The 17,615-nt window shown below is 72.2% G+C and carries 15 protein-coding genes and 1 pseudogene; 6 read left to right on the forward strand and 10 right to left on the reverse strand.

Going from position 1 to position 17,615, the window contains the following annotated elements; translation table 11 throughout:
• The first annotated feature begins 52 nt into the window (after nucleotides 1-52).
• Nucleotides 53-3,220 (forward strand): BTAD domain-containing putative transcriptional regulator, encoded by a 3,168-nt coding sequence (locus tag DMB42_RS56010; RefSeq protein WP_312024750.1) that lies wholly within the window; start codon nucleotides 53-55, stop codon nucleotides 3,218-3,220.
• A gap of 285 nt (nucleotides 3,221-3,505) precedes the next feature.
• Here the strand turns inward: DMB42_RS56010 and DMB42_RS56015 are convergent.
• Nucleotides 3,506-4,168, reverse strand: a pseudogene (locus DMB42_RS56015) (histidine kinase dimerization/phosphoacceptor domain-containing protein); the annotation flags it as partial.
• A gap of 192 nt (nucleotides 4,169-4,360) precedes the next feature.
• Here DMB42_RS56015 and DMB42_RS20970 point away from each other — a divergent pair.
• On the forward strand, nucleotides 4,361-4,570 hold the full coding sequence (locus DMB42_RS20970; RefSeq protein ID WP_125636662.1) for a hypothetical protein: 210 nt from the start codon (nucleotides 4,361-4,363) through the stop codon (nucleotides 4,568-4,570).
• 131 nt (nucleotides 4,571-4,701) lie between these two features.
• Nucleotides 4,702-5,841, forward strand: coding sequence for a cystathionine gamma-synthase (locus DMB42_RS20975; protein WP_125636663.1), 1,140 nt, complete (start codon nucleotides 4,702-4,704; stop codon nucleotides 5,839-5,841).
• Here DMB42_RS20975 and DMB42_RS20980 read toward each other — a convergent pair.
• Together DMB42_RS20980 and DMB42_RS55065 are read right to left on the reverse strand one after the other, a co-directional pair.
• Complete coding sequence (locus tag DMB42_RS20980; protein WP_125636664.1) at nucleotides 5,838-6,269, reverse strand: hypothetical protein; 432 nt, start codon at nucleotides 6,267-6,269, stop codon at nucleotides 5,838-5,840. The genes DMB42_RS20975 and DMB42_RS20980 overlap by 4 nt on opposite strands.
• 10 nt (nucleotides 6,270-6,279) lie before the next feature.
• Entirely contained in the window at nucleotides 6,280-6,405 is a 126-nt protein-coding gene (locus DMB42_RS55065) for a hypothetical protein (protein WP_260477824.1), read from the reverse strand.
• A 139-nt stretch (nucleotides 6,406-6,544) separates the two neighbouring features.
• On the opposite strand from DMB42_RS55065, the gene DMB42_RS20985 reads away from it, so the two are divergent.
• Nucleotides 6,545-6,967, forward strand: a complete 423-nt coding sequence (locus tag DMB42_RS20985) for a DUF6292 family protein (protein WP_229824666.1) — start codon at nucleotides 6,545-6,547, stop codon at nucleotides 6,965-6,967.
• Nucleotides 6,968-7,055: 88 nt separating this feature from the next.
• Here DMB42_RS20985 and DMB42_RS20990 read toward each other — a convergent pair whose 3' ends face one another.
• The 3 genes from DMB42_RS20990 to DMB42_RS21000 form a co-directional block, all read right to left on the reverse strand.
• Nucleotides 7,056-9,023, reverse strand: a complete 1,968-nt coding sequence (locus DMB42_RS20990) for a VWA domain-containing protein (RefSeq protein WP_125636867.1) — start codon at nucleotides 9,021-9,023, stop codon at nucleotides 7,056-7,058.
• Nucleotides 9,024-9,060: 37 nt separating this feature from the next.
• Nucleotides 9,061-9,807 (reverse strand): hypothetical protein, encoded by a 747-nt coding sequence (locus tag DMB42_RS20995; RefSeq protein WP_125636666.1) that lies wholly within the window; start codon nucleotides 9,805-9,807, stop codon nucleotides 9,061-9,063.
• 62 nt (nucleotides 9,808-9,869) lie between these two features.
• The gene (locus DMB42_RS21000; protein ID WP_125636667.1) at nucleotides 9,870-11,261 is read right to left on the reverse strand and encodes a sigma 54-interacting transcriptional regulator; all 1,392 of its coding nucleotides are present in this window, start codon (nucleotides 11,259-11,261) and stop codon (nucleotides 9,870-9,872) included.
• A 172-nt stretch (nucleotides 11,262-11,433) separates the two neighbouring features.
• On the opposite strand from DMB42_RS21000, the gene DMB42_RS21005 reads away from it, so the two are divergent.
• Together DMB42_RS21005 and DMB42_RS21010 are read left to right on the forward strand one after the other, a co-directional pair.
• Entirely contained in the window at nucleotides 11,434-12,615 is a 1,182-nt protein-coding gene (locus DMB42_RS21005) for an FIST N-terminal domain-containing protein (RefSeq protein ID WP_260477848.1), read from the forward strand.
• Nucleotides 12,612-13,574, forward strand: a complete 963-nt coding sequence (locus DMB42_RS21010) for an ROK family protein (RefSeq protein ID WP_125636669.1) — start codon at nucleotides 12,612-12,614, stop codon at nucleotides 13,572-13,574. The genes DMB42_RS21005 and DMB42_RS21010 overlap by 4 nt, the downstream gene beginning before the upstream one ends.
• Nucleotides 13,575-13,613: 39 nt before the next feature.
• On the opposite strand, the gene DMB42_RS21015 is transcribed toward DMB42_RS21010, so the two are convergent.
• From DMB42_RS21015 to hppD, 4 genes are all read right to left on the reverse strand, one after another.
• On the reverse strand, nucleotides 13,614-14,249 hold the full coding sequence (locus DMB42_RS21015) for a hypothetical protein (protein ID WP_125636670.1): 636 nt from the start codon (nucleotides 14,247-14,249) through the stop codon (nucleotides 13,614-13,616).
• The gene (locus DMB42_RS21020; protein WP_221762266.1) at nucleotides 14,246-14,791 is read right to left on the reverse strand and encodes an RNA polymerase sigma factor; all 546 of its coding nucleotides are present in this window, start codon (nucleotides 14,789-14,791) and stop codon (nucleotides 14,246-14,248) included. Before DMB42_RS21020 ends, DMB42_RS21015 begins: the two co-directional genes overlap by 4 nt.
• Nucleotides 14,792-14,864: 73 nt before the next feature.
• A complete protein-coding gene (locus DMB42_RS21025) occupies nucleotides 14,865-16,271 on the reverse strand; it encodes a M1 family metallopeptidase (protein WP_185844775.1) in 1,407 nt (468 codons plus the stop codon).
• Between the two features lie 186 nt (nucleotides 16,272-16,457).
• Complete coding sequence (hppD, locus tag DMB42_RS21030) at nucleotides 16,458-17,567, reverse strand: 4-hydroxyphenylpyruvate dioxygenase (protein ID WP_125636671.1); 1,110 nt, start codon at nucleotides 17,565-17,567, stop codon at nucleotides 16,458-16,460.
• Between the last annotated feature and the right edge of the window lie 48 nt (nucleotides 17,568-17,615).

A 17,615-nucleotide genomic window follows, 5' to 3' on the forward strand; every position in this document is an offset into this window, starting at 1 on the left:
TGCGGCACCCCTCTACGGAAATCCTTACGGCCTGCTACGGGTTAGGTGATGCATGGTGCGATTCGGGGTGCTCGGCCCGCTGGCCGCGTGGACGGACGACGGCGCGGAGATCCACGTCGCCGAGCCCAAGGTCCGCGCGCTCCTCGCCGGCCTGCTGGCGGCCGGCGGCGGCCCGGTCTCCGCCGACCGGCTGATCGACGACCTGTGGGGCGACCGGCCCACCCGCAACCCCGTCGGCACCCTCCAGGCCCGCGTCTCCCAGCTCCGCCGCGCGCTCGGCGACCCCGCCGCGGTCCTGCGCGGCCCCGCCGGGTACCGGCTGGCCGCCCACGACTCCGACGCCGCCCGCTTCCGCGCCCTCGCCGACCGCCGCGGCGCCGCCCCGCGCGAGCGGGCCCGCGAGCTCGACCAGGCGCTCGCGCTGTGGCGCGGCCCGGCCTACGCCGACTTCGCCGACGAGGAGTTCGCCCGGCCCGAGATCGCGCTGCTGGAGGAGCTGCGCCTGTCGGCCCTGGAGGAGCAGGCCGAGGTACGCCTGGCGCTCGGCGCGGACGTCGACCTCGCCGCCCTGGTCGCCCGGCACCCCCTGCGCGAACGGCTGCGCGCCTCGCACATGAAGGCCCTGTACCGCGGCGGCAGGCAGAGCGAGGCGCTGGCCGCGTACGAGGAGTTGCGTGTCCGGCTGGCCGAGGAGCTGGGGCTCGACCCGTCGCCGGAACTGGCCGCGCTGCACGGGGCCATCCTGCGCCAGGACCCGGGGCTGAGCCCTCCGCCGCCGCCGTCCGCCTCCAACCTGCCCGCCCCGCTCACCGGGCTGATCGGCCGCGACGCCGACCTCGCCGAGGTCATCGGCCTGCTGGCGGACTCGCGGCTGGTGACGCTGACGGGGTCGGGCGGCGTGGGCAAGACCCGCCTCGCCCTCGCCGCGGCCCGCAGGCTCGCCTTCCCAGACGCCTCCGACGTCCCCGGCGACCGGCCGGGTGGGTTCGCCGACGGGGTGTGGCTGGTGGAGCTGGCCGCGTCCGCGGACGTGGCCGAGGCGGTGGCGGCCGTGCTGGGCGTGCGCGACGACGACTCCGTGCCGCTGCCGTCCAGGCTGGCGGGGGTGCTGGCGGGCCGGGACGCGCTGCTGGTGCTGGACAACTGCGAGCACCTGGTCGAGCAGGTCGCCGCGCTGGTCTCGGTGTTGCTGCGGTCCGCGCCCGGCCTGCGCGTGCTGGCCACCAGCCAGGAGCCGCTGGGCGTGTCCGGCGAACGGGTCCGCGTCGTCCACCCGCTGCCCGAACCCGACGCCGTACGGCTCTTCGCGGCCCGTGCGGACGTCGAGCCCGGCCCGACCGTGGGTGTCATCTGCCGGCGGCTCGACGGCATCCCGCTGGCCCTGGAGCTGGCCGCCACGCGGGTGCGCGCGCTCGGCGTACAGGAGTTGGCCGCCCGGCTGGACGACCGGTTCAGGCTGCTCAGCGCCGGTATGCGGGACGCCCCGGCCCGGCAGCGCACGCTCCGGGCCACCATCGACTGGAGCTGGGAGCTGCTGTCCGCCGACGAGCGCGCCGTGCTGCGGCGGCTGGCCGTGCACGCCGACCGCTGCACGCTGGAGGCCGCCGAGGCGGTCTGCGCCGAGCCCGGCGTGGACGTGCTCGACGTGCTGGCCAGGCTCGTGGACCGGTCGCTGGTCGTGGTGGCCCGCGGTCCCCGCTACCGGCTGCTGGAGTCGGTGACCGCCTACTGCCTCGAACGGCTGCGCGAGGCCGGGGAGCACGACCTGCTGCGGGAACGGCACGCCCACTACTACACCGAGCTGGCCGCCCGCGCCGAGCTGCGTGGCCCGCGCCAGCACGAGTGGCTGGACCGGCTGGACGCCGAGAGCGCCAACCTCCGGCTGGCCCTGTCCGGGCCCGAGGCCCTGCGCCTGGCCAACGCGCTGGCCTGGTACTGGATCCTGCGCGGCAGGCTGCGCGAGGCCCGCAGGTCGCTGGCGGCGGCGCTGGCGGCGGGCGGCGAGGAGAGCGCCGCGGCCCTGGCCTCGGTGTGGCTGGCCGGGATCGGGCTGCTGCTCGGCGAGCCCACCCCGCCGGTACGCCGGTCGGGGCTCGACCGGGCGGGGGCCGCGCTGGCCGACTGGTTCCTGAGCTTCACCCGCTGGGCGTACGGCGACCACGCGGCGCACCGGGCGGCGGCGGGCCGGGCGCTGGAGGCGTACGAGGAGCTGGGGGACCGGTGGGGGACGGCGGCGGCGCTGTGCCTGCGGGCCAAGCTCGCCGTGGGACGCGGCGAGCTCGCGGCGATGGAACGCGACGGCGAACGCGGCCTGGCGATCTTCCGGGAGCTGGGGGACGAATGGGGGCAGGTCGAGGCCATGGACGTCCTCGACCGGCTGGCCGAGATCCGCGGCGACTACGAGCGGGCGGCCCGGCTGCGGCGGGAGGGGTTGCGGCTGGCCGAGCGGCTGGGGTTCGACGTGTCGTTCAAGCTGGCGGCGCTCGGGCGGCTCGCGCTGCTCGCGGGCGACTACGAGGGGTCCGACGACTACCACGGGCGGGCCAGGCGGCTGGCGGTGGCGCAGGCGTACCGGGCGGCGGAGGAGAACGCGCTGCTCGGGCTGGCCATGAGCGCCCGCAGGCAGGGGCGGTACGAGGAGGCGGAGTCGTACCTGCTGCCGGCGCTCGACTGGCTGCGGAAGGTGCGCGGGACGCCCGGGGTGGCGTTCGTGATGGCCGAGTGGGGGTTCGTGGCCGAGCAGCGCGGCGACGCGGAGACCGCGCTGTCCCGCCAGCGCGAGGGGTACGGGTGCGCCCGCGCGACGGGCGACCCGCGGGCCGTCGCGCTGGCCCTGGAGGGGCTGGCGGGCGCGTTGTCGATCGCGGGCCCTGAGCGGCTGGAGGAGGCGGCCAGGACGCTCGGGACGGCGGCGGCGATCAGGCGGTCCGTCCCCCCGCCCCTGCCCGCCGGGGAACGCGTCGACGTGGACCGGATCACCGCCAGACTGCGCGCCGCCCTCGGCGAGCACCCCTTCGAACGCTCCTTCGCCGCAGGAGAGGAGCAACTCGGCGACCACCTCGCGCAGGCTGCCGGTTCAGGCGAGGGGGAACTCGGCGATCACTTCCCAGGGGCCCTCGGGGGACGGGCCCGCGTAGAGCCGGCCGCCCAGCGCCTCCACCCGCTCGGCCATGCCGACCAGCCCGAACCCGCCGCCCAGCCGGGACACCCGCGGATCTGAGGCGGCCGAGCCGAAGTTGCGCACCCGCAACACGACCACCCGCTCGTACCGCCGCAGATCGGCCTCCACCCAGGCGGCCCGGGTGGCGTGCTTGCGCACGTTGGTGAGCGACTCCAGCAGGACCCGGTGCAGCGTGGTCATCACCTCGGGCGGCAACGTGTGGTCGTCGAGGCCCTGTCCGATCTCGAACGCCACCTTCGGCCCCTCGGCCGAGAAGCGTTCGGTCAGGATCCGCAGGTCGGCCAGGCTCGTGCCGGGTTTGCGGCCCGCCTCGTCCTCGGTGCGCAGCACGGTGACCATCCGCCGCATCGAGGTCAGCGCCTCCGACCCGGCCGTGGCGATCGCGTCGAGCGCGGGCAGCACCGCCTCGGGCTTGTTCTCGGCGACCGTACGCGCGGCCTGGGCCTGGACGACGATGCCGGTGATGTGGTGCGCGACCAGGTCGTGCAGCTCCCTGGCCAGTTCGAGGCGTTCGGCCCGCCGTACCGAGTGGACGGCCTCCGTACGGCGTTCCTGCTGGAAGCGGAGGTAGCCGCCGATGCCCGCGGCCGTCGACCAGCTCGCGAACAGCAGGAACGCGAACGCCAGCCCCGCCGAGTGGTAGTCGCGCCCCGCCGACTCGGCCATCAGCACGATCAGCCCGGCGCACGCCAGCACGGCCGCCCGCCGTACCGGCTCCACGTGCCGCAGCACGCCGATCAGGAGGATGAGCAGCGAACCCGTCTCCGCCATGCCGGGCGCGCCGGGCGCGTCCACCGACCCGATGGCCAGCGACACGGCGAAGGACAACCCCAGCACCGCGGAGAAGCCTTCGACCCGGTAGCGGCGGCGCAGCACGACGGCCGCGATCCCGGCCGCGCCGCAGCCCGGCACGAGCCACTGGAGCCCCCCGGCGCCCACGGCGATGACCAGGTCGAGCAGCAGCATCATGCCGAGCCAGCCGAGCATCGCGAGCTCGCTCAGCCGCCGGACCCAGTACACGATGCCTTTCGAATCCCCCACGCCATGAGAGTAGGCCGGAAGTCGGACAACTCGTATCAACCGATCGGCCGACCCCGCGGCCGGCGGACCAACCCTTCAGCGGAGGTGGCGGCGGGTGCCGGTCGGCGAAGCTTGGAGACATCGGAAGGGGGACAGGACATGGTTGTCATCGGGTTCGTTCTGCTGGGGTTGGGACTGGTCGTCACGGCGCTGCTCGCGCTTGCCGACCCGGTGCTGCTCTCCCGTATCAACGGGGAGGACGCGGAGGGCGGCAGTGGCCGCCACATCGACGTGGAGGTCGTACGGCTCAGCGCCGCGCCCGCTCCGGCCGTCCCGGCCGGGACGGCGAGCACGCCCAAGGCAGCCTGAGCCTTCGTGAACGTGGCCCGCGCGGCATGGCGCGCGGGCCCGGGGCGGGCGCAGTCGGGGGACGGCCCCGCCTTCGGCCCGCGGTCCGTCGGGGAACGGATCGCGGGCCGCTTTCCGTTAACGTGGGGCATATGACCAACGGTTTTGAGACCCTGGCGATTCACGCAGGTCAGGAGCCCGACCCGCTGACCGGCGCGGTCGTTCCGCCGATCTACGCCACGTCCACCTACAAGCAGGACGGCGTGGGCGGCCTGCGTTCTGGATATGAGTACAGCCGCTCGGCCAACCCCACGAGGACGGCGCTGGAAGAGGCGCTGGCCGCCGTGGAGGGCGGCGCGCGCGGGCTGGCCTTCGCCTCGGGCCTGGCCGCCGAGGACACCCTGCTGCGTACGGTGTGCAAGCCGCAGGACCACGTGATCATCCCCAACGACGCCTACGGCGGCACGTACCGGCTGTTCGCCAAGGTGCACGAGCGCTGGGGCCTGCACTACGACCCGGTCCCGCTGCACGACCTCGACGCGGTGGCCTCCGCCATGACGCAGAAGACGAAGATCGTCTGGGTCGAGACGCCGACCAACCCGCTGCTCGGCATCGCCGACATCGCCGCCCTGGCCGAGCTGGCCCACGAGAGCGGCGCGCTGCTGGTCGTGGACAACACCTTCGCCTCGCCGTACCTGCAGCAGCCGCTCGCGCTCGGGGCCGACGTGGTCGTGCACTCCACGACCAAGTACATCGGCGGCCACTCCGACGTCGTCGGCGGCGCGCTGGTCGCGGGCGACAAGGACCTCGGCGACGAGCTGGCCTACCACCAGAACGCGATGGGCGCGGTGGCCGGGCCGTTCGACGCCTGGCTGACGCTGCGCGGTCTCAAGACCCTCGGCGTGCGCATGGACCGCCACTGCGACAACGCCGAACGCGTCGTCGACCTGCTGCTCGCGCACCCGCGCGTGACCCAGGTGCTCTACCCGGGCCTGTCCGAGCACGCCGGCCACGAGGTGGCCGGCAAGCAGATGCGGCGCTTCGGCGGCATGGTGTCCTTCCGCGTCGCGGGCGGCGAGGCGGAGGCCGTGCAGGTGTGCGACCGGGCCAAGCTGTTCACGCTCGGCGAGTCGCTGGGCGGCGTCGAGTCGCTCATCGAGCACCCCGGCAGGATGACGCACGCCTCGGCGGCCGGCTCGCCGCTGGAGGTGCCGAACGACCTCGTGCGGCTGTCGGTCGGCATCGAGACGATCGACGACCTGCTCGCCGACCTCACGCAGGCCCTCGGCTAGGGCGTCGGGACCACCATCAGGAAGAGGATCACCAGCCAGATCACGGCCAGCAGGCCGCTGATCGCCGCGATCCGGCCGAGCTGCACCTGCGCGTCGTCGCCCGCGTCCTCGCTCTCAAGGACGCGGACGGCGGTGCGCAGGTCGCGGTCGATGATGACCAGCAACACGATCGCCACGATGAACAGCGTCATCGACGCCGTCATGTACCACAGGCCGAGCACGCCGTTCCCGACGGCGATGCCCACGGCCACCCCGAACACCAGCACCCCCAGACAGGCGAGGCCGTAGATCCGCGTCGTGCGCTGGATGTTCCGCAGAACGGGCACGTTCTTGTTGCGGATGGCCCGGGGAGCCGCCATCGTCGCGGCGGTCAGCGGGCCGATCGTGAAGATGGCGAAGCCGATGTGCAGCCAGAGAAGCAGGGACATGCGCCTGAGACTAGTCCCCGACGATCTCAGTCGGCGGTTCGACACTCTCTTTAACCTTCGAGGAGCAACGCATGATGAGCTCCGTGGCCGCCACCGCGACGGCCATCAGGATGATCAGCAGGATCGTGGCAATCATGGGCTCTCCTCCTTCCCCGTGGTGGACGTGAATATCGTCCGTAATGACTAGACGGACGTGCAACGGAATAAGTTCGCCACGGGTATGGTTGGGAACCGTCGCTTTTTTCTTACCCTTAGGGCACAAGGGGGTGCCGTACGTGGCCATCAGGCACGTCGAGCCGTACACCGACGAGTGGCTGCAACAGCCGGTGGGCTATGTGGAGCGCGTCGTCGACCTGCTCGGAGCCGAGGTGGCCGACTGGTGGGAAGGCCCCTGCGATCCGCGTGACGCCACGGTCAAGCTGGCCGACGGCCACGCGCTGGTGTGGGACGAGGAGAGCGGCTGGCGGCTCGGCCGTTTCGTCTCCGGCGGTCCCGGCGCGCACGCCGAGCTCACCGGGGTGCGTTACCTGGGCCACGGGCTGCTGCCCCGGCCGGAGCGTGTTCCCACGGCTCTCAGCGACGCCAGGGCGGGGGTGGGGGCCAGCTCGGCCTGGCGGCCCTGCTACCGGTCCCACCGCAACTGCCGCGACGGGTTCGACGTCGCCCTCGACTTCTACGCCCGCCTGATCGAAGCCTGACCGGCCCGGTCGCGTCCACCGGTCGCGTCCAGGTCGCGTCCACCGGTCAGGAGCGCCGGCCTGGGTCTCGCAGGCCGGCGTCCGGGTGTCAGCGGGAGCGGCGCAGGCGGAGGAAGTCGCTGACGACGTACTCGCCGAGCCGGTCGGCGCTCGGGGAGAAGACCCGGCCGCCGTTCCTGCGGGCGACCTCGTCCACGAACTCCTTCAGCCGGTCGTCGGCCGCCAGCATGAAGACGTTGATCGTGGCCCGCCGCCGGGTCATCTTGTCGACCTCGGACAACGTCAGCTCAAGCGTCTCGTGCGAGGGCGGCCACTCGAAGGCCGACCTGCCGTTGCGCATCAGGTGGGCGGTCGGCTCGCCGTCGGTGACCACCAGCACCACCGGCTCGAAGTCGGGGTGGCGGTCGAGGTGGCGGCCCGCGATCAGGAGGGCGTGGTGCAGGTTGGTGCCCTGGACCATGTCCCAGTCGAGGCCGGCCAGCTCGTCGGGCTGGAGGACCCTGGCGTAGTTGGAGAAGCCGATGATCTGCACGGCGTCCTGCGGGAACTTGGAGGCCACCAGCGCCTGCAGGGCCAGCGCGGTCTGCTTGGCCGCGGCCCACGTGCCGCGCAGGGCCATCGAGTACGACAGGTCGACCAGCAGGCACACCGCTGCGGCGCTGCGGCGTTCGGTCTCGGCGACCTCGAAGTCGTCGACGGACAGCCGTACGCGGGCCCGCCCGGCCTGCGTCGCGGTCGCCAGGCCGCCGCTGCGCACGCCGTTGACCAGCGTGCGGACCACGTCGATCGGCTGCTCGTCGCCGAAGCGCCACGGCCGGGTGGAGCCCGTCAGCTCGCCGGCCGAACCCGCGTCGTGCTGGTCGTGGTCGCCGCGCCGGCCCGCCAGGAGGGAGGAGAACACCCGCCGCAGCGCGGTTTCGCCCAGCCGCCGGACCGCCTTGGGGGTCAGCTCCAGCTTGCCGCGGCGGCGCAGCAGGTAGCCCTGCTCCTCCAGCTCCCGTTCGATGCGCTTGAGCGCCTCCAGGTCGTCGACGGCCGCCCGGCCGAGTGCCCGGCGTACGGCGGCCTCGTCGATGTCGTCGAGCCGCGCGCCCGGGTAGTCCTGGCGCAGGGCGGTCTCCAGCTGGGTGAGGTCGGCCAGCTCCTCCAGGGCGGTGACGGCGTCGCCCATGGCCAGAGGCTCGTCGCCGGTCAGCCGCTCGGGGTCGTTCCAGGCCAGGTCGGGGCGGCGGGAGTGGAGGGCCTCGCCGAGGCGGCGCATCTGCTCGGACAGGCCGGCCTGGTCGAGGGTCTGGTTGATGAGCCCGGACAGCTCCTCGCGCTGGCGGGGGGTCATCGAGGCCAGCATGCGCTGGCTCGCGGCGGCCCGGCGGGCCAGCATGTCGATGAGTTCCTCAAGGTTGCGCGGCTTCTCCGGGAACAGGTCGCCATATTTCGCCATGAAGGCGTCGAAGTCGTGCTGGGTGTGCTCGCCGCGGGTGTCCTTGTCCAACATGTCGTTCAGGTCGGACATCATCTGCCGGACGCGTTCCATGGCCTCGGGGTCGGGGTTGGCCAGCGCGTCCCGCAGCCCCCTGAACTGGCTGTCGAGCACCTCGATCGGCAGCAGGTCGCGCAGCTCCCCGAACGTCTGCCGCGCCGCCGCCGAGCGCCACTCGTACGTGCTCAGCTCCTGGATGGCGCTCGCGGTGTCCTCGGGCAGCCCGTCGAGCCCGGCCTCGCGCAGCCGCGCGTCGTCGGACGGGTCGGGGAACAACTCGGCCCGCTCCTGACCGATCGCCTTGTCCAGCAGGGCCCGCGCCCGCTCAAGGGTGCCGTCGAGCCGCCCGCGCTCGCGCAGGTCCCTGCGCCGCCTGCGGACCTCCCGGAGCATGTCGTCGAGCCCCCGCCGGTCCTGGCTGCCGGGCAGACCGCGCTTGAGCAGGTCGCGCAGCGCGTGGACCGGCGTCGAACCGGACAGGATCGCGTCGCCCATCTCGTCGAGGGCCGCGCGTACGTCATAGGGAGGGGCCAGGGGGTCGGGGCCGTCGTGGTATTCGCCGTAGCGGAAGGCCATCACGCTTCCACGCTAACCCCAACCGGCCCCCGCCCGTCTACGGACGCCGGGCCACTTCCCACACCTCGACGGCGCTGTTCGCGTCAGGCGTATAACTGACCTCGACCTGGACGGCACGCCTAGCGCCCTTGAGCGCCTTGGTGAGGTCGGCCGCCTCGCATGGCTTCGTGCCGAGCCCGCGCTTGTCGACGCCGGACGGCCTGCCCGACACCCACCGGTCGCCGCAGCGGGCCGTGGCCCGGTAGAAGGACGTCATGTACGTGTAGCCCAGCTTCACCTGCCGGCCGCCGGACCGGAACAGGACCGTCGCGTCGTCGATCCGCTCGACGGTGCCGCGCGCGGTACGCGGCTCCGGCCAGGCGTCGAGCAGGAACTCCTGTGCCTTGACGGCCTTACCGTCCTGGTACTCCACGCGCAGCGGGACCGCGCCTTCCAGGAGCGTCACGGTGAGCTGGGCCGGCTTGCACGCCGTACGGCCCAGCCCGTCGCGGTCCAGCGCCACCCGGCCCTCGGTCTCCTTCAGGCCGCAGGCGGTCGTCACCCGGCTGTAGGCGGCGCGGGTGTAGTCGAGCTTGAGCTCCTTGGCCCCCGGGACCGGGGTCAGCTTGTAGAGCACGTTGCCGCTACGCCGAACCTTGGCGGGCTTCATGGGCACAATCCGCAGACTGCCCGTGCCGTCGGCCCAGGCGTATCCGTAGGCGTGCGTGACGGTCGCCGCCCGCGCGGGCAGCGCGAGGCCGCCCAGGACGAGGGCGGCGGCGGTGGCATGGACGAGCAGACGCATGGGCGGTTCCCCCCAGAAGTCGTGAACAACCAAACGTACGACGAGGGAAACCGCCCGATTGTTCACGTCCGGTAGATCGTGACTCCGTCGAGGTCTTCCTTTGACAACCGCCGCATCAGGTAAAGACCCTCAAGCGCGAACTCCAGGGCCGCCGCGGCGTGGCCGGGGGACTCCTCGCCGGCGCCCATGCCGAGCCTGGACATGACCTGGGCCAGGCCGTTGACCGGGCCGATCTGGTGCAGCAGCTCGGCGGCGGCGACCATGTCGCCGGACTCCACCTGGGCGCCCTCGGCGAACTTGTCGGTCAACGGGGCCAGGTCCATGCCGCCCAGCCGGCTCCGGAACGTCTCGGCCGTGGCCCGGCGCAGCAGGTGGGCCAGGATCTCGGTCTCCCTGCCCTCCTCGCTGACCTCGAACTCCACCTTGCCCCGCAGGCTGTGGACCACGCAGGCCAGGTCGCAGACGCGCGTGACGGCCTGGTCCTCGCCCTTGATCGCGGACCTGCGTACGGCGGAGGCGGCGGCCGTCTCGGCGGCGGCGATCGAGAAGCGCGCCGACACGCCCGAACGGGCGTCGACGGCCGTGGACTCGCGGACCAGCCGGGTGAACCTGGCGATCACCTCGACCAGGTGCTCCGGCACGTCGGCCCCGATGTCGGGCACCGACTCCTGGCGGATGAGGGTGAGCTCGTCCTCGACCGTCAGCGGGTAGTGGGTGCGGATCTCGGCGCCGAACCGGTCCTTCAGCGGCGTGATGATGCGGCCTCTGTTGGTGTAGTCCTCGGGGTTGGCGCTGGCGATGAGCAGGATGTCGAGGGGGAGGCGCAGGTTGTAGCCGCGCACCTGGATGTCGCGTTCCTCCAGCACGTTGAGCAGCGAGACCTGGATGCGTTCGGCCAGGTCGGGCAGCTCGTTGACGGAGAAGACGCCACGGTTGGTGCGGGGGACCAGGCCGTAGTGGACGGTCTCGGGGTCGCCGAGGGTGCGTCCCTCGGCGATCTTGATGGGGTCGACGTCGCCGATGAGGTCGCCGACGGAGGTGTCGGGAGTGGCGAGCTTCTCGCCGTAACGTTCGTCGCGATGCTTCCACGCCACCGGCAGCTCGTCGCCCAGCTCCCGCGCCAGCGTCTTGCAGCGCGTGCAGGCGGGTGCGTACGGGTGGTCGTTGATCTCGCAGCCCTCGACCACCGGGGTCCACTCGTCGAGCAGGCCGGTGATCGTGCGGATGAGCCGCGTCTTGCCCTGCCCGCGCTCGCCGAGCAGGACGAGGTCGCCCGCGGCCAGCAGCGCCCGCTCCAGGTGTGGCAGAACGGTGTCGTCGAAGCCCACTATGCCGGGGAACCGGGGCTCGCCGGCCCGCAGCCTGACCAGCAGGTTTTCCCGGACCTCGGCCTTGACGGTGCGATGAACGTGGCCGCTCTCTCGCAACTCGCGGAGAATACGTGGCTGATGCACGGGATCGAGACTACGTCCCCTGCGCAAAATGCGGCAGAGAGTTTCGCATCTGGCGGAGATTTCGGATCTTGACCTATTGCGTGACGGTTCGTGCGCGTGCTTGTCCCTTTAGTGGGGAGAATCGGGCCTAAGGAACATGGACATGTCGAGGGAGGCGAGACGCGTGGCCTTGCTGACAAGCCGCTTCGCCGACGGCCTCGCGGTGGGGTCCGACCTGGTGGAGGCCGCGGAGAACGCCGTCGGCCAGGCACTGTCGAGGCTCAGCGGCCAAGCCGACCTGGTCTGCTTCTTCATCTGCGGCGAGGATCCCGAGGACGTCGCCAGGGCGGGCCAGGCCGCGATGAAGCTGGCGCCCGAGGCGCATGTGATCGGATGCAGCGCCACCGGCGTGATCGGCGACGGGCAGGGGGTCGAGCTGACGCCCGCTGTGAGCGCGTGGGCCGCCACCCTGGAGGGGGCCAGGCTCACCACGTTCGCGCTGGAGACGCTGACGGCCGAGGACCGGTTCGTGGTCGTCGGCCTTCCCGAGCGCACCGGGGACGACCATGTGGCGATCCTGCTGGCCGATCCGTACACGTTTCCGACCGACGCGTTCGTGGAGCGTTCGGTCGATGTGCTGGGCGACCTGCCGCTGATCGGCGGCCTGGCCAACGGGCTTCAGGGCAGAGGGTCCGTACGGCTGTTCGCGGACGGCAAGATCTACACCGAGGGCGCGATCGGTGTCCTGCTCAGCGGGCCGATCAAGATCAGTACGGTGGTCAGCCAGGGCTGCCGCCCGATCGGGCCCAGCATGGTGGTCACGGCCTCGGAGGAGAACCTGCTGCTCGAACTGGCCGGGCAGCCCGCGCTCGGCCGGCTGGAGGACATCGTCAGCGAGCTGGACGAGGACGACCGCGAGCTGGTCGCCGCCGGGCTCCAGATCGGCGTCGCCATGGACGAGTACGCCGAACGCCACGAACGCGGTGATTTCCTCATCAGAGGCGTCATCGGCATCGACCCCGAACGCGAGGCCGTGGCCATCGGGGACATCGTGGAGATCGGCCGTACCGTGCGGTTCCAGGTCAGGGACGCGGCCACCGCCGACGAGGACCTGTACGACCTGCTCGACGCCCACCGCGAGGAACTGGGCAAGGTGGACGGCGCGCTGCTGTTCTCCTGCAACGGCCGGGGCTCGGCGATGTTCGGCACCGCCGACCACGACCCGGTCGCCCTGCGCGACACGCTGGGACCGATCGGCGTCGCGGGCTTCTTCGCCGCCGGTGAGGTCGGACCGGTCGGCGGCCACAACCATGTGCACGGGCTGACGGCCTCCGTACTGGTGTTCTCCAGCGCCGCGGAGCCGGAGCTGTCGTGATCCTGGCGATCGACGTCGGCGGGACCAAGATGGCCGCCGGGCTGGTGGCCCACGACGGCACCGTGACCACCTCCAGGCGCGCCGCCACCCCGCAGAACGCCGGCGCCGAGACGCTGTGGAACACCCTCACGGCCCTCATCGACCCGCTGGCGGCCGGCGCCCAGGTCGCGGGCGTGGGCTGCGGAGGACCGATGACCTGGCCCGACGGCGAGGTCTCGCCGCTCAACATGCCCGGCTGGCGCGGCTTCCCGCTGCGCGCCCGGCTCGCCCGCCGTTTCCCCGGTTTACCGGTACGCCTCCACAACGACGCCATCTGCCTGGCCGCCGCCGAGCACTGGCGGGGCGCCGGGCAGGGGAGCGCCGACATGCTGGGCATGGTGGTCTCGACCGGGGTGGGCGGCGGCCTGATCCTGGACGGACGCCTGGTCAACGGCGGTACGGGCAACGCCGGTCACATCGGGCACGTCGTGGTCGAACCGGACGGCGGTCCCCTCTGCGGTTGCGGCGGCCACGGCTGCCTGGAAGCGGTGGCCCGCGGCCCCGCCCTCACCACGTGGGCCCTGTCCCAGGGCTGGACCCCCGGCACCCCCCGGGAGGGCGACGAGGAGTCGTACCGGGAGGACCGGGTGGTCACCGGACGGGCGCTGGCGGCGGACGCGACGGCCGGGGACCCGGTGGCTCTACGGGCGATGCGGCGGGCCGGACGGGCGCTCGGGATCGCCATCGCCTCCGCCACCCATCTGTGCGACCTGGACCTGGTGACGATCGGCGGCGGGTTGTCCCAGGCGGGTGAGCCGCTGTTCGGCCCCTTGGAGGAGGCGTTGCGGGAGCACGCCCGCATGGGCTTCGCCCGCCGCCTCAAGGTCATGCCCGCCGCACTCGTCCAGGAGGCCGGCCTGATCGGCGCCGCCGCCCTCCTCCTGGCCGGCGACGCCTACTGGACCTCCACCCGCGACTGACGGCCTGCTGGACCTCCGCCCGCGATTGACCGCCGGCGGTCAGGCGCCTCCTGTGCGCAGGCCGGGGCCGTCGTCGCCGGTCTCCTGGTCGACGGTGCCGCCGTCGGGCGGCCCGGGCATCGCGGTGGGCTCGCAGGCGGCCACCGCCCCCTCGACGACCTGCAACGACGTCGAGAACGGCGGCGACTCGGCCCCGCTCCGGTCCAGCGTGACCGCCAGCACGAGCGTCTGCCCCGCCGGGACCTGCCCCTTCGCGATCCGGAAGGAGATCCCGTCCCCGCTCCTGCCGATGCTCGCCTCGAACCGCCCGCCGCCGCCGTCCCCGCCGCCGTGCCGCCCGCGCGGCTCCTTGCAGGTCTGGCCGTACGGCAGGTAGTCCACCACCGCCTTGACCCCGGCCCGGCCCAGCTCGTCCGCCAGCCCGGCGGGGTCCCGGAAGGCGCTGATCTCCACCTCGACCCCGCCGTCGGCCGTCCGGTCCACCGCGTACGCCGGCCCGCCCAGCACCCCGGTGACCGCCACCGCGGCGACCACCGCGACCCCCGCCGCGGCGGCCAGCCCAACGACCCGCCCCCGCCTCCGGGGCCGGTGGGCGGCCGGCGCCACGACCGGGCCGGTCCCGGCCGCCATCTCCTCCTTGAGCGCGCCCAGCAACCGCTCCTCGAACCTGCTCATGCCTGTCCCTCCACGTACACGGCCGACGGCGAAACGACGTCCTCAAGGGCACGCCTGGCCCGGTGCAGCCGGACGCGTGCGGTGACCTGCCTGATGCCCAGGGCGGCGGCGGCCTCGGAGACGGTGAGCTGGTCGATCGCCACGAGCTCCAGGACTGCGCGCTCGCCCTCGGGCAGGCCCGCCATGGCCTCCAGGGCGCCGCGCGTCCGGCGCTCGGCGTCGATCCGCTCCTCCATCCGGACGAGGTCGTCGTCGTCCATCAGCCGCCGCCCGGCGATCCGGCTCGTCGCCTGCGCCTCCCGCGCCGACCTGCGGAACTGGGCCGACACCACGTTGCGGGCCACGCCGTACAGCCAGCCCGTCTCGCTGCCCCGGCCCGGTACGTAGGTGTGGGCCGAGCCCAGAGCCGCCAGGAAGACGTCGGCGGTCAGGTCGGCGGCGAGATGGGGATCACTCACCCGCCGGACCACGAACCGCATGACGGCGTCGACATGGCGGCGATAGAAGGCCTCGAAGGCCATCGGGTCCTCGTTGAGGCGCACTGGCCTCGCTCCCTTCGTCGTTCGCCCTTACACCTCTACTTGGACGGGACGAAGGGATGCGTTTCAGTGCAGGTCAGGCGAGTGTCGGGCGGCGCGGCTGGAAGAGCCAGGCGTCGAAGAGCGGGTCGAGGTCCTTGCCCGACACGTTCTCGGCCAGGTCGACGAACTGCCGCGTCGTGACGTTGCCGTAGCGGTGTTGCGCGGTCCAGGTCTTGAGCAGCTTGAAGAACGCCGGGTCGCCGACGGCCTTGCGCAGGGCGTGGAGGGTCATGCCGCCGCGGGTGTAGACCGACTCGTTGAACAGGTCGCCGGGCTTGGCCCGGCCCGGCGGGTACGCCCACACCGGGTCCTGGGCGCCGCGGTTGTAGAAGTCCTTGAAGATGGCGTCGGCGCTCTTCTTGCCCTTGTGCTCGGACCACAACCACTCCGCGTACGTGGCGAACCCCTCGTTGAGCCACAAATCCTTCCACCGCTTGATGGTCAGGCTGTCGCCGAACCACTGGTGGGCCAGCTCGTGGGCGATGATGCCCTCGTCGGGGTCGAAGCCGCCGTAGAGGGGCTTGGTCTGGTTCTCCAGGGCGTAGCCGGCCGAGTAGTCGTCGACCACGCCGCCGGTCGAGGAGAACGGGTAGGGGCCGAAGACCGTGCTCCAGTAGTCGGTGATCTCGCCCGAGAGGTTGTAGACCTTGTCGAGGCTGGTCTTGAACCGCGGGTCGACCGCCGCGTACGTCGGGATGCCGCCCCCCGAGCGGCCCTCGCGGACCTGGAACTTGCCGATCGTGGCCGTGGCGAGGTAGGTGGCCATCGGGTGCCGCTCGCTCCACCGGTAGGTGGTGCGGCCGCCGGAGGTGGCCGGCGGCGCGGTCTGCTCGCCGTTGGCCACGACGGTCAGGCCGGCCGGCACGGTGACCGTGAAGTCGAACGTGGCCTTGTCGGCCGGGTGGTCGTTGCTGGGGAACCAGGTCTTGGAGCCGTTGGGCTCGGAGGCCACGAACGCGCCGTCGGCGGTCGGGATGAACCCGTACGTGCCGAGGTTGGCGGTGTCCTTGGCGGGCGCCGGAGTGCCCGAGTAGGAGATCTCCGCGGTGAACGGCGAGTCGGCGACGAGCGGCGCGGCCGGGGTCACGGTCAGCTCGCCGCCCTTGCGGGAGAAACGCGCGGGGTCGCCGTCGACGGTGACCTTGGCGACGTCGAGGCCGGTGAGGTCGAGGTTGAAGCTCGACAGGTCCTGGGTGGTCTTGGCGCGGATCTTCGTCACCCCGGTGAGCCGCTTGCTCGCCGGGGTGTAGTCGACGGTCAGCGAGTAGTTGGCGACGTCGTAGCCGCCGTTGCCGTCGCGCGGGAAGTCGGTGTCGCCGATGCCGGGCGCGCCCGCGTGCCGGGCGGCGGCCGCGCGGGGCGGCGGTTCGTCGGTGGGCGCGCACGCGAGCACGCTGACCAGCGCCGCCAGCACGGCCATACCGCGTCTGTTGATTAGCATGCGTGAACGAGCCCCCTTCAACACGTGACCGAAATCTTACTCTGGGTCACACGTGCTCGACGAATCGTCACGCTGAAGGGGGCCGAGCCGGAGGCGCCGGCGGCTGTTCGCCGCCGGCGCCCCATTGGTCCAAAAAGTGGTGGTGGTCCCATAAAGTCCAGATCACCCCCACCGAGTCGGGACAAACTAAAGGTTGCCCCTGCGTTCCTGCTCACGCTCGATGGCCTCGAACAGGGCCTTGAAGTTGCCCTTGCCGAAGCCGAGCGAGCCGTGCCGCTCGATCAGCTCGAAGAAGACCGTGGGACGGTCCTGTACGGGCTGGGTGAAGATCTGCAGCAGGTAGCCGTCCTCGTCCCGGTCGACGAGGATCTTGCGCTTCTTCAGCTCCTCGATCGGCGCCCTGACCTGCCCGATGCGCTCCCGCAGCTCGGGGTCGTCGTAGTAGCTGTCGGGCGTGTCGAGGAACTGCACGCCCGCGGCGCGCATGTGGTCGACCGTGGTGAGGATGTCGTTGGTGGCCAGCGCGATGTGCTGCACGCCGGGGCCGCCGTAGAACTCCAGGTACTCGTCGATCTGCGACTTCTTGCGGCTGATCGCGGGCTCGTTCAGCGGGAACTTGACCTTGCGCGTGCCGTCGGCCACGACCTTGGACATCAGCGCCGAGTACTCGGTGGCGATGTCGTCGCCGACGAACTCGGCCATGTTCGTGAAGCCCATCACCTTGCGGTAGAACTCCACCCACTCGTCCATCTTGCCCAGCTCGACGTTGCCGACGCAGTGGTCGACCGCCTGGAAGAGGCGTCCCGTCTTGGTCGTGGGCGGCGCGACGAGCGGCTCGGCCGGCACGTACCCGGGCAGGTACGCGCCCCCGTAGTTGGACCTGTCGACGAGCGTGTGCCGCGTCTCGCCGTACGTGGCGATGGCCGCGATCACCACCTTGCCGTGCTCGTCCTCCAGTGTGTACGGCTCCACCAGGCCCTTGGCCCCGTGGGCGACCGCGTAGGCGTACCCCGCCTCCACGTCGGGCACCTGGATGGCCAGGTCGATCACGCCGTCACCGTGCTCGGCGACGTGCCGGGCCATGTCCGTGCCGGGCCGGACCGAGGCCCTGAACTCGAACGTGGCACTGCCCGAGGTCAGGACGTAGGCGACCTCGTCGCGGCTGCCGTTCTCCGGCCCGCGGTAGGCCGTCAGTCGCATGCCGAAAGCGGTCGAGTAGTAGTGGGCGGCCTGCCTGGCGTTGCCGACGGCGAACACCACGGCGTCCATGCCGTTAACCGGAAAGACATCACTCATGCCCCTAACTCTCGATATAGCTGGACGAGTTGTGCAAGAGTTACATGA

Origin of the sequence: Nonomuraea sp. WAC 01424 (assembly GCF_003947315.1) — a bacterium.
In the GTDB taxonomy this organism is placed as follows: Bacteria; Actinomycetota; Actinomycetes; order Streptosporangiales; family Streptosporangiaceae; genus Nonomuraea; species Nonomuraea spiralis.

What these genes read in the sequence shown, in the direction of transcription:
- DMB42_RS56010 (WP_312024750.1), top strand. Translation starts at nt 53, where the DNA reads ATGGTGCGATTCGGGGTGCTCGGCCCGCTGGCCGCGTGGACGGACGAC.
- DMB42_RS20970 (WP_125636662.1), top strand. Translation starts at nt 4,361, where the DNA reads ATGGTTGTCATCGGGTTCGTTCTGCTGGGGTTGGGACTGGTCGTCACG.
- DMB42_RS20975 (WP_125636663.1), top strand. Translation starts at nt 4,702, where the DNA reads ATGACCAACGGTTTTGAGACCCTGGCGATTCACGCAGGTCAGGAGCCC.
- DMB42_RS20980 (WP_125636664.1), bottom strand. Translation starts at nt 6,269, where the DNA reads ATGTCCCTGCTTCTCTGGCTGCACATCGGCTTCGCCATCTTCACGATC.
- DMB42_RS55065 (WP_260477824.1), bottom strand. Translation starts at nt 6,405, where the DNA reads ATGATTGCCACGATCCTGCTGATCATCCTGATGGCCGTCGCGGTGGCG.
- DMB42_RS20990 (WP_125636867.1), bottom strand. Translation starts at nt 9,023, where the DNA reads ATGGCCTTCCGCTACGGCGAATACCACGACGGCCCCGACCCCCTGGCC.
- DMB42_RS20995 (WP_125636666.1), bottom strand. Translation starts at nt 9,807, where the DNA reads ATGCGTCTGCTCGTCCATGCCACCGCCGCCGCCCTCGTCCTGGGCGGC.
- DMB42_RS21015 (WP_125636670.1), bottom strand. Translation starts at nt 14,249, where the DNA reads ATGAGCAGGTTCGAGGAGCGGTTGCTGGGCGCGCTCAAGGAGGAGATG.
- DMB42_RS21025 (WP_185844775.1), bottom strand. Translation starts at nt 16,271, where the DNA reads ATGCTAATCAACAGACGCGGTATGGCCGTGCTGGCGGCGCTGGTCAGC.
- hppD (WP_125636671.1), bottom strand. Translation starts at nt 17,567, where the DNA reads ATGAGTGATGTCTTTCCGGTTAACGGCATGGACGCCGTGGTGTTCGCC.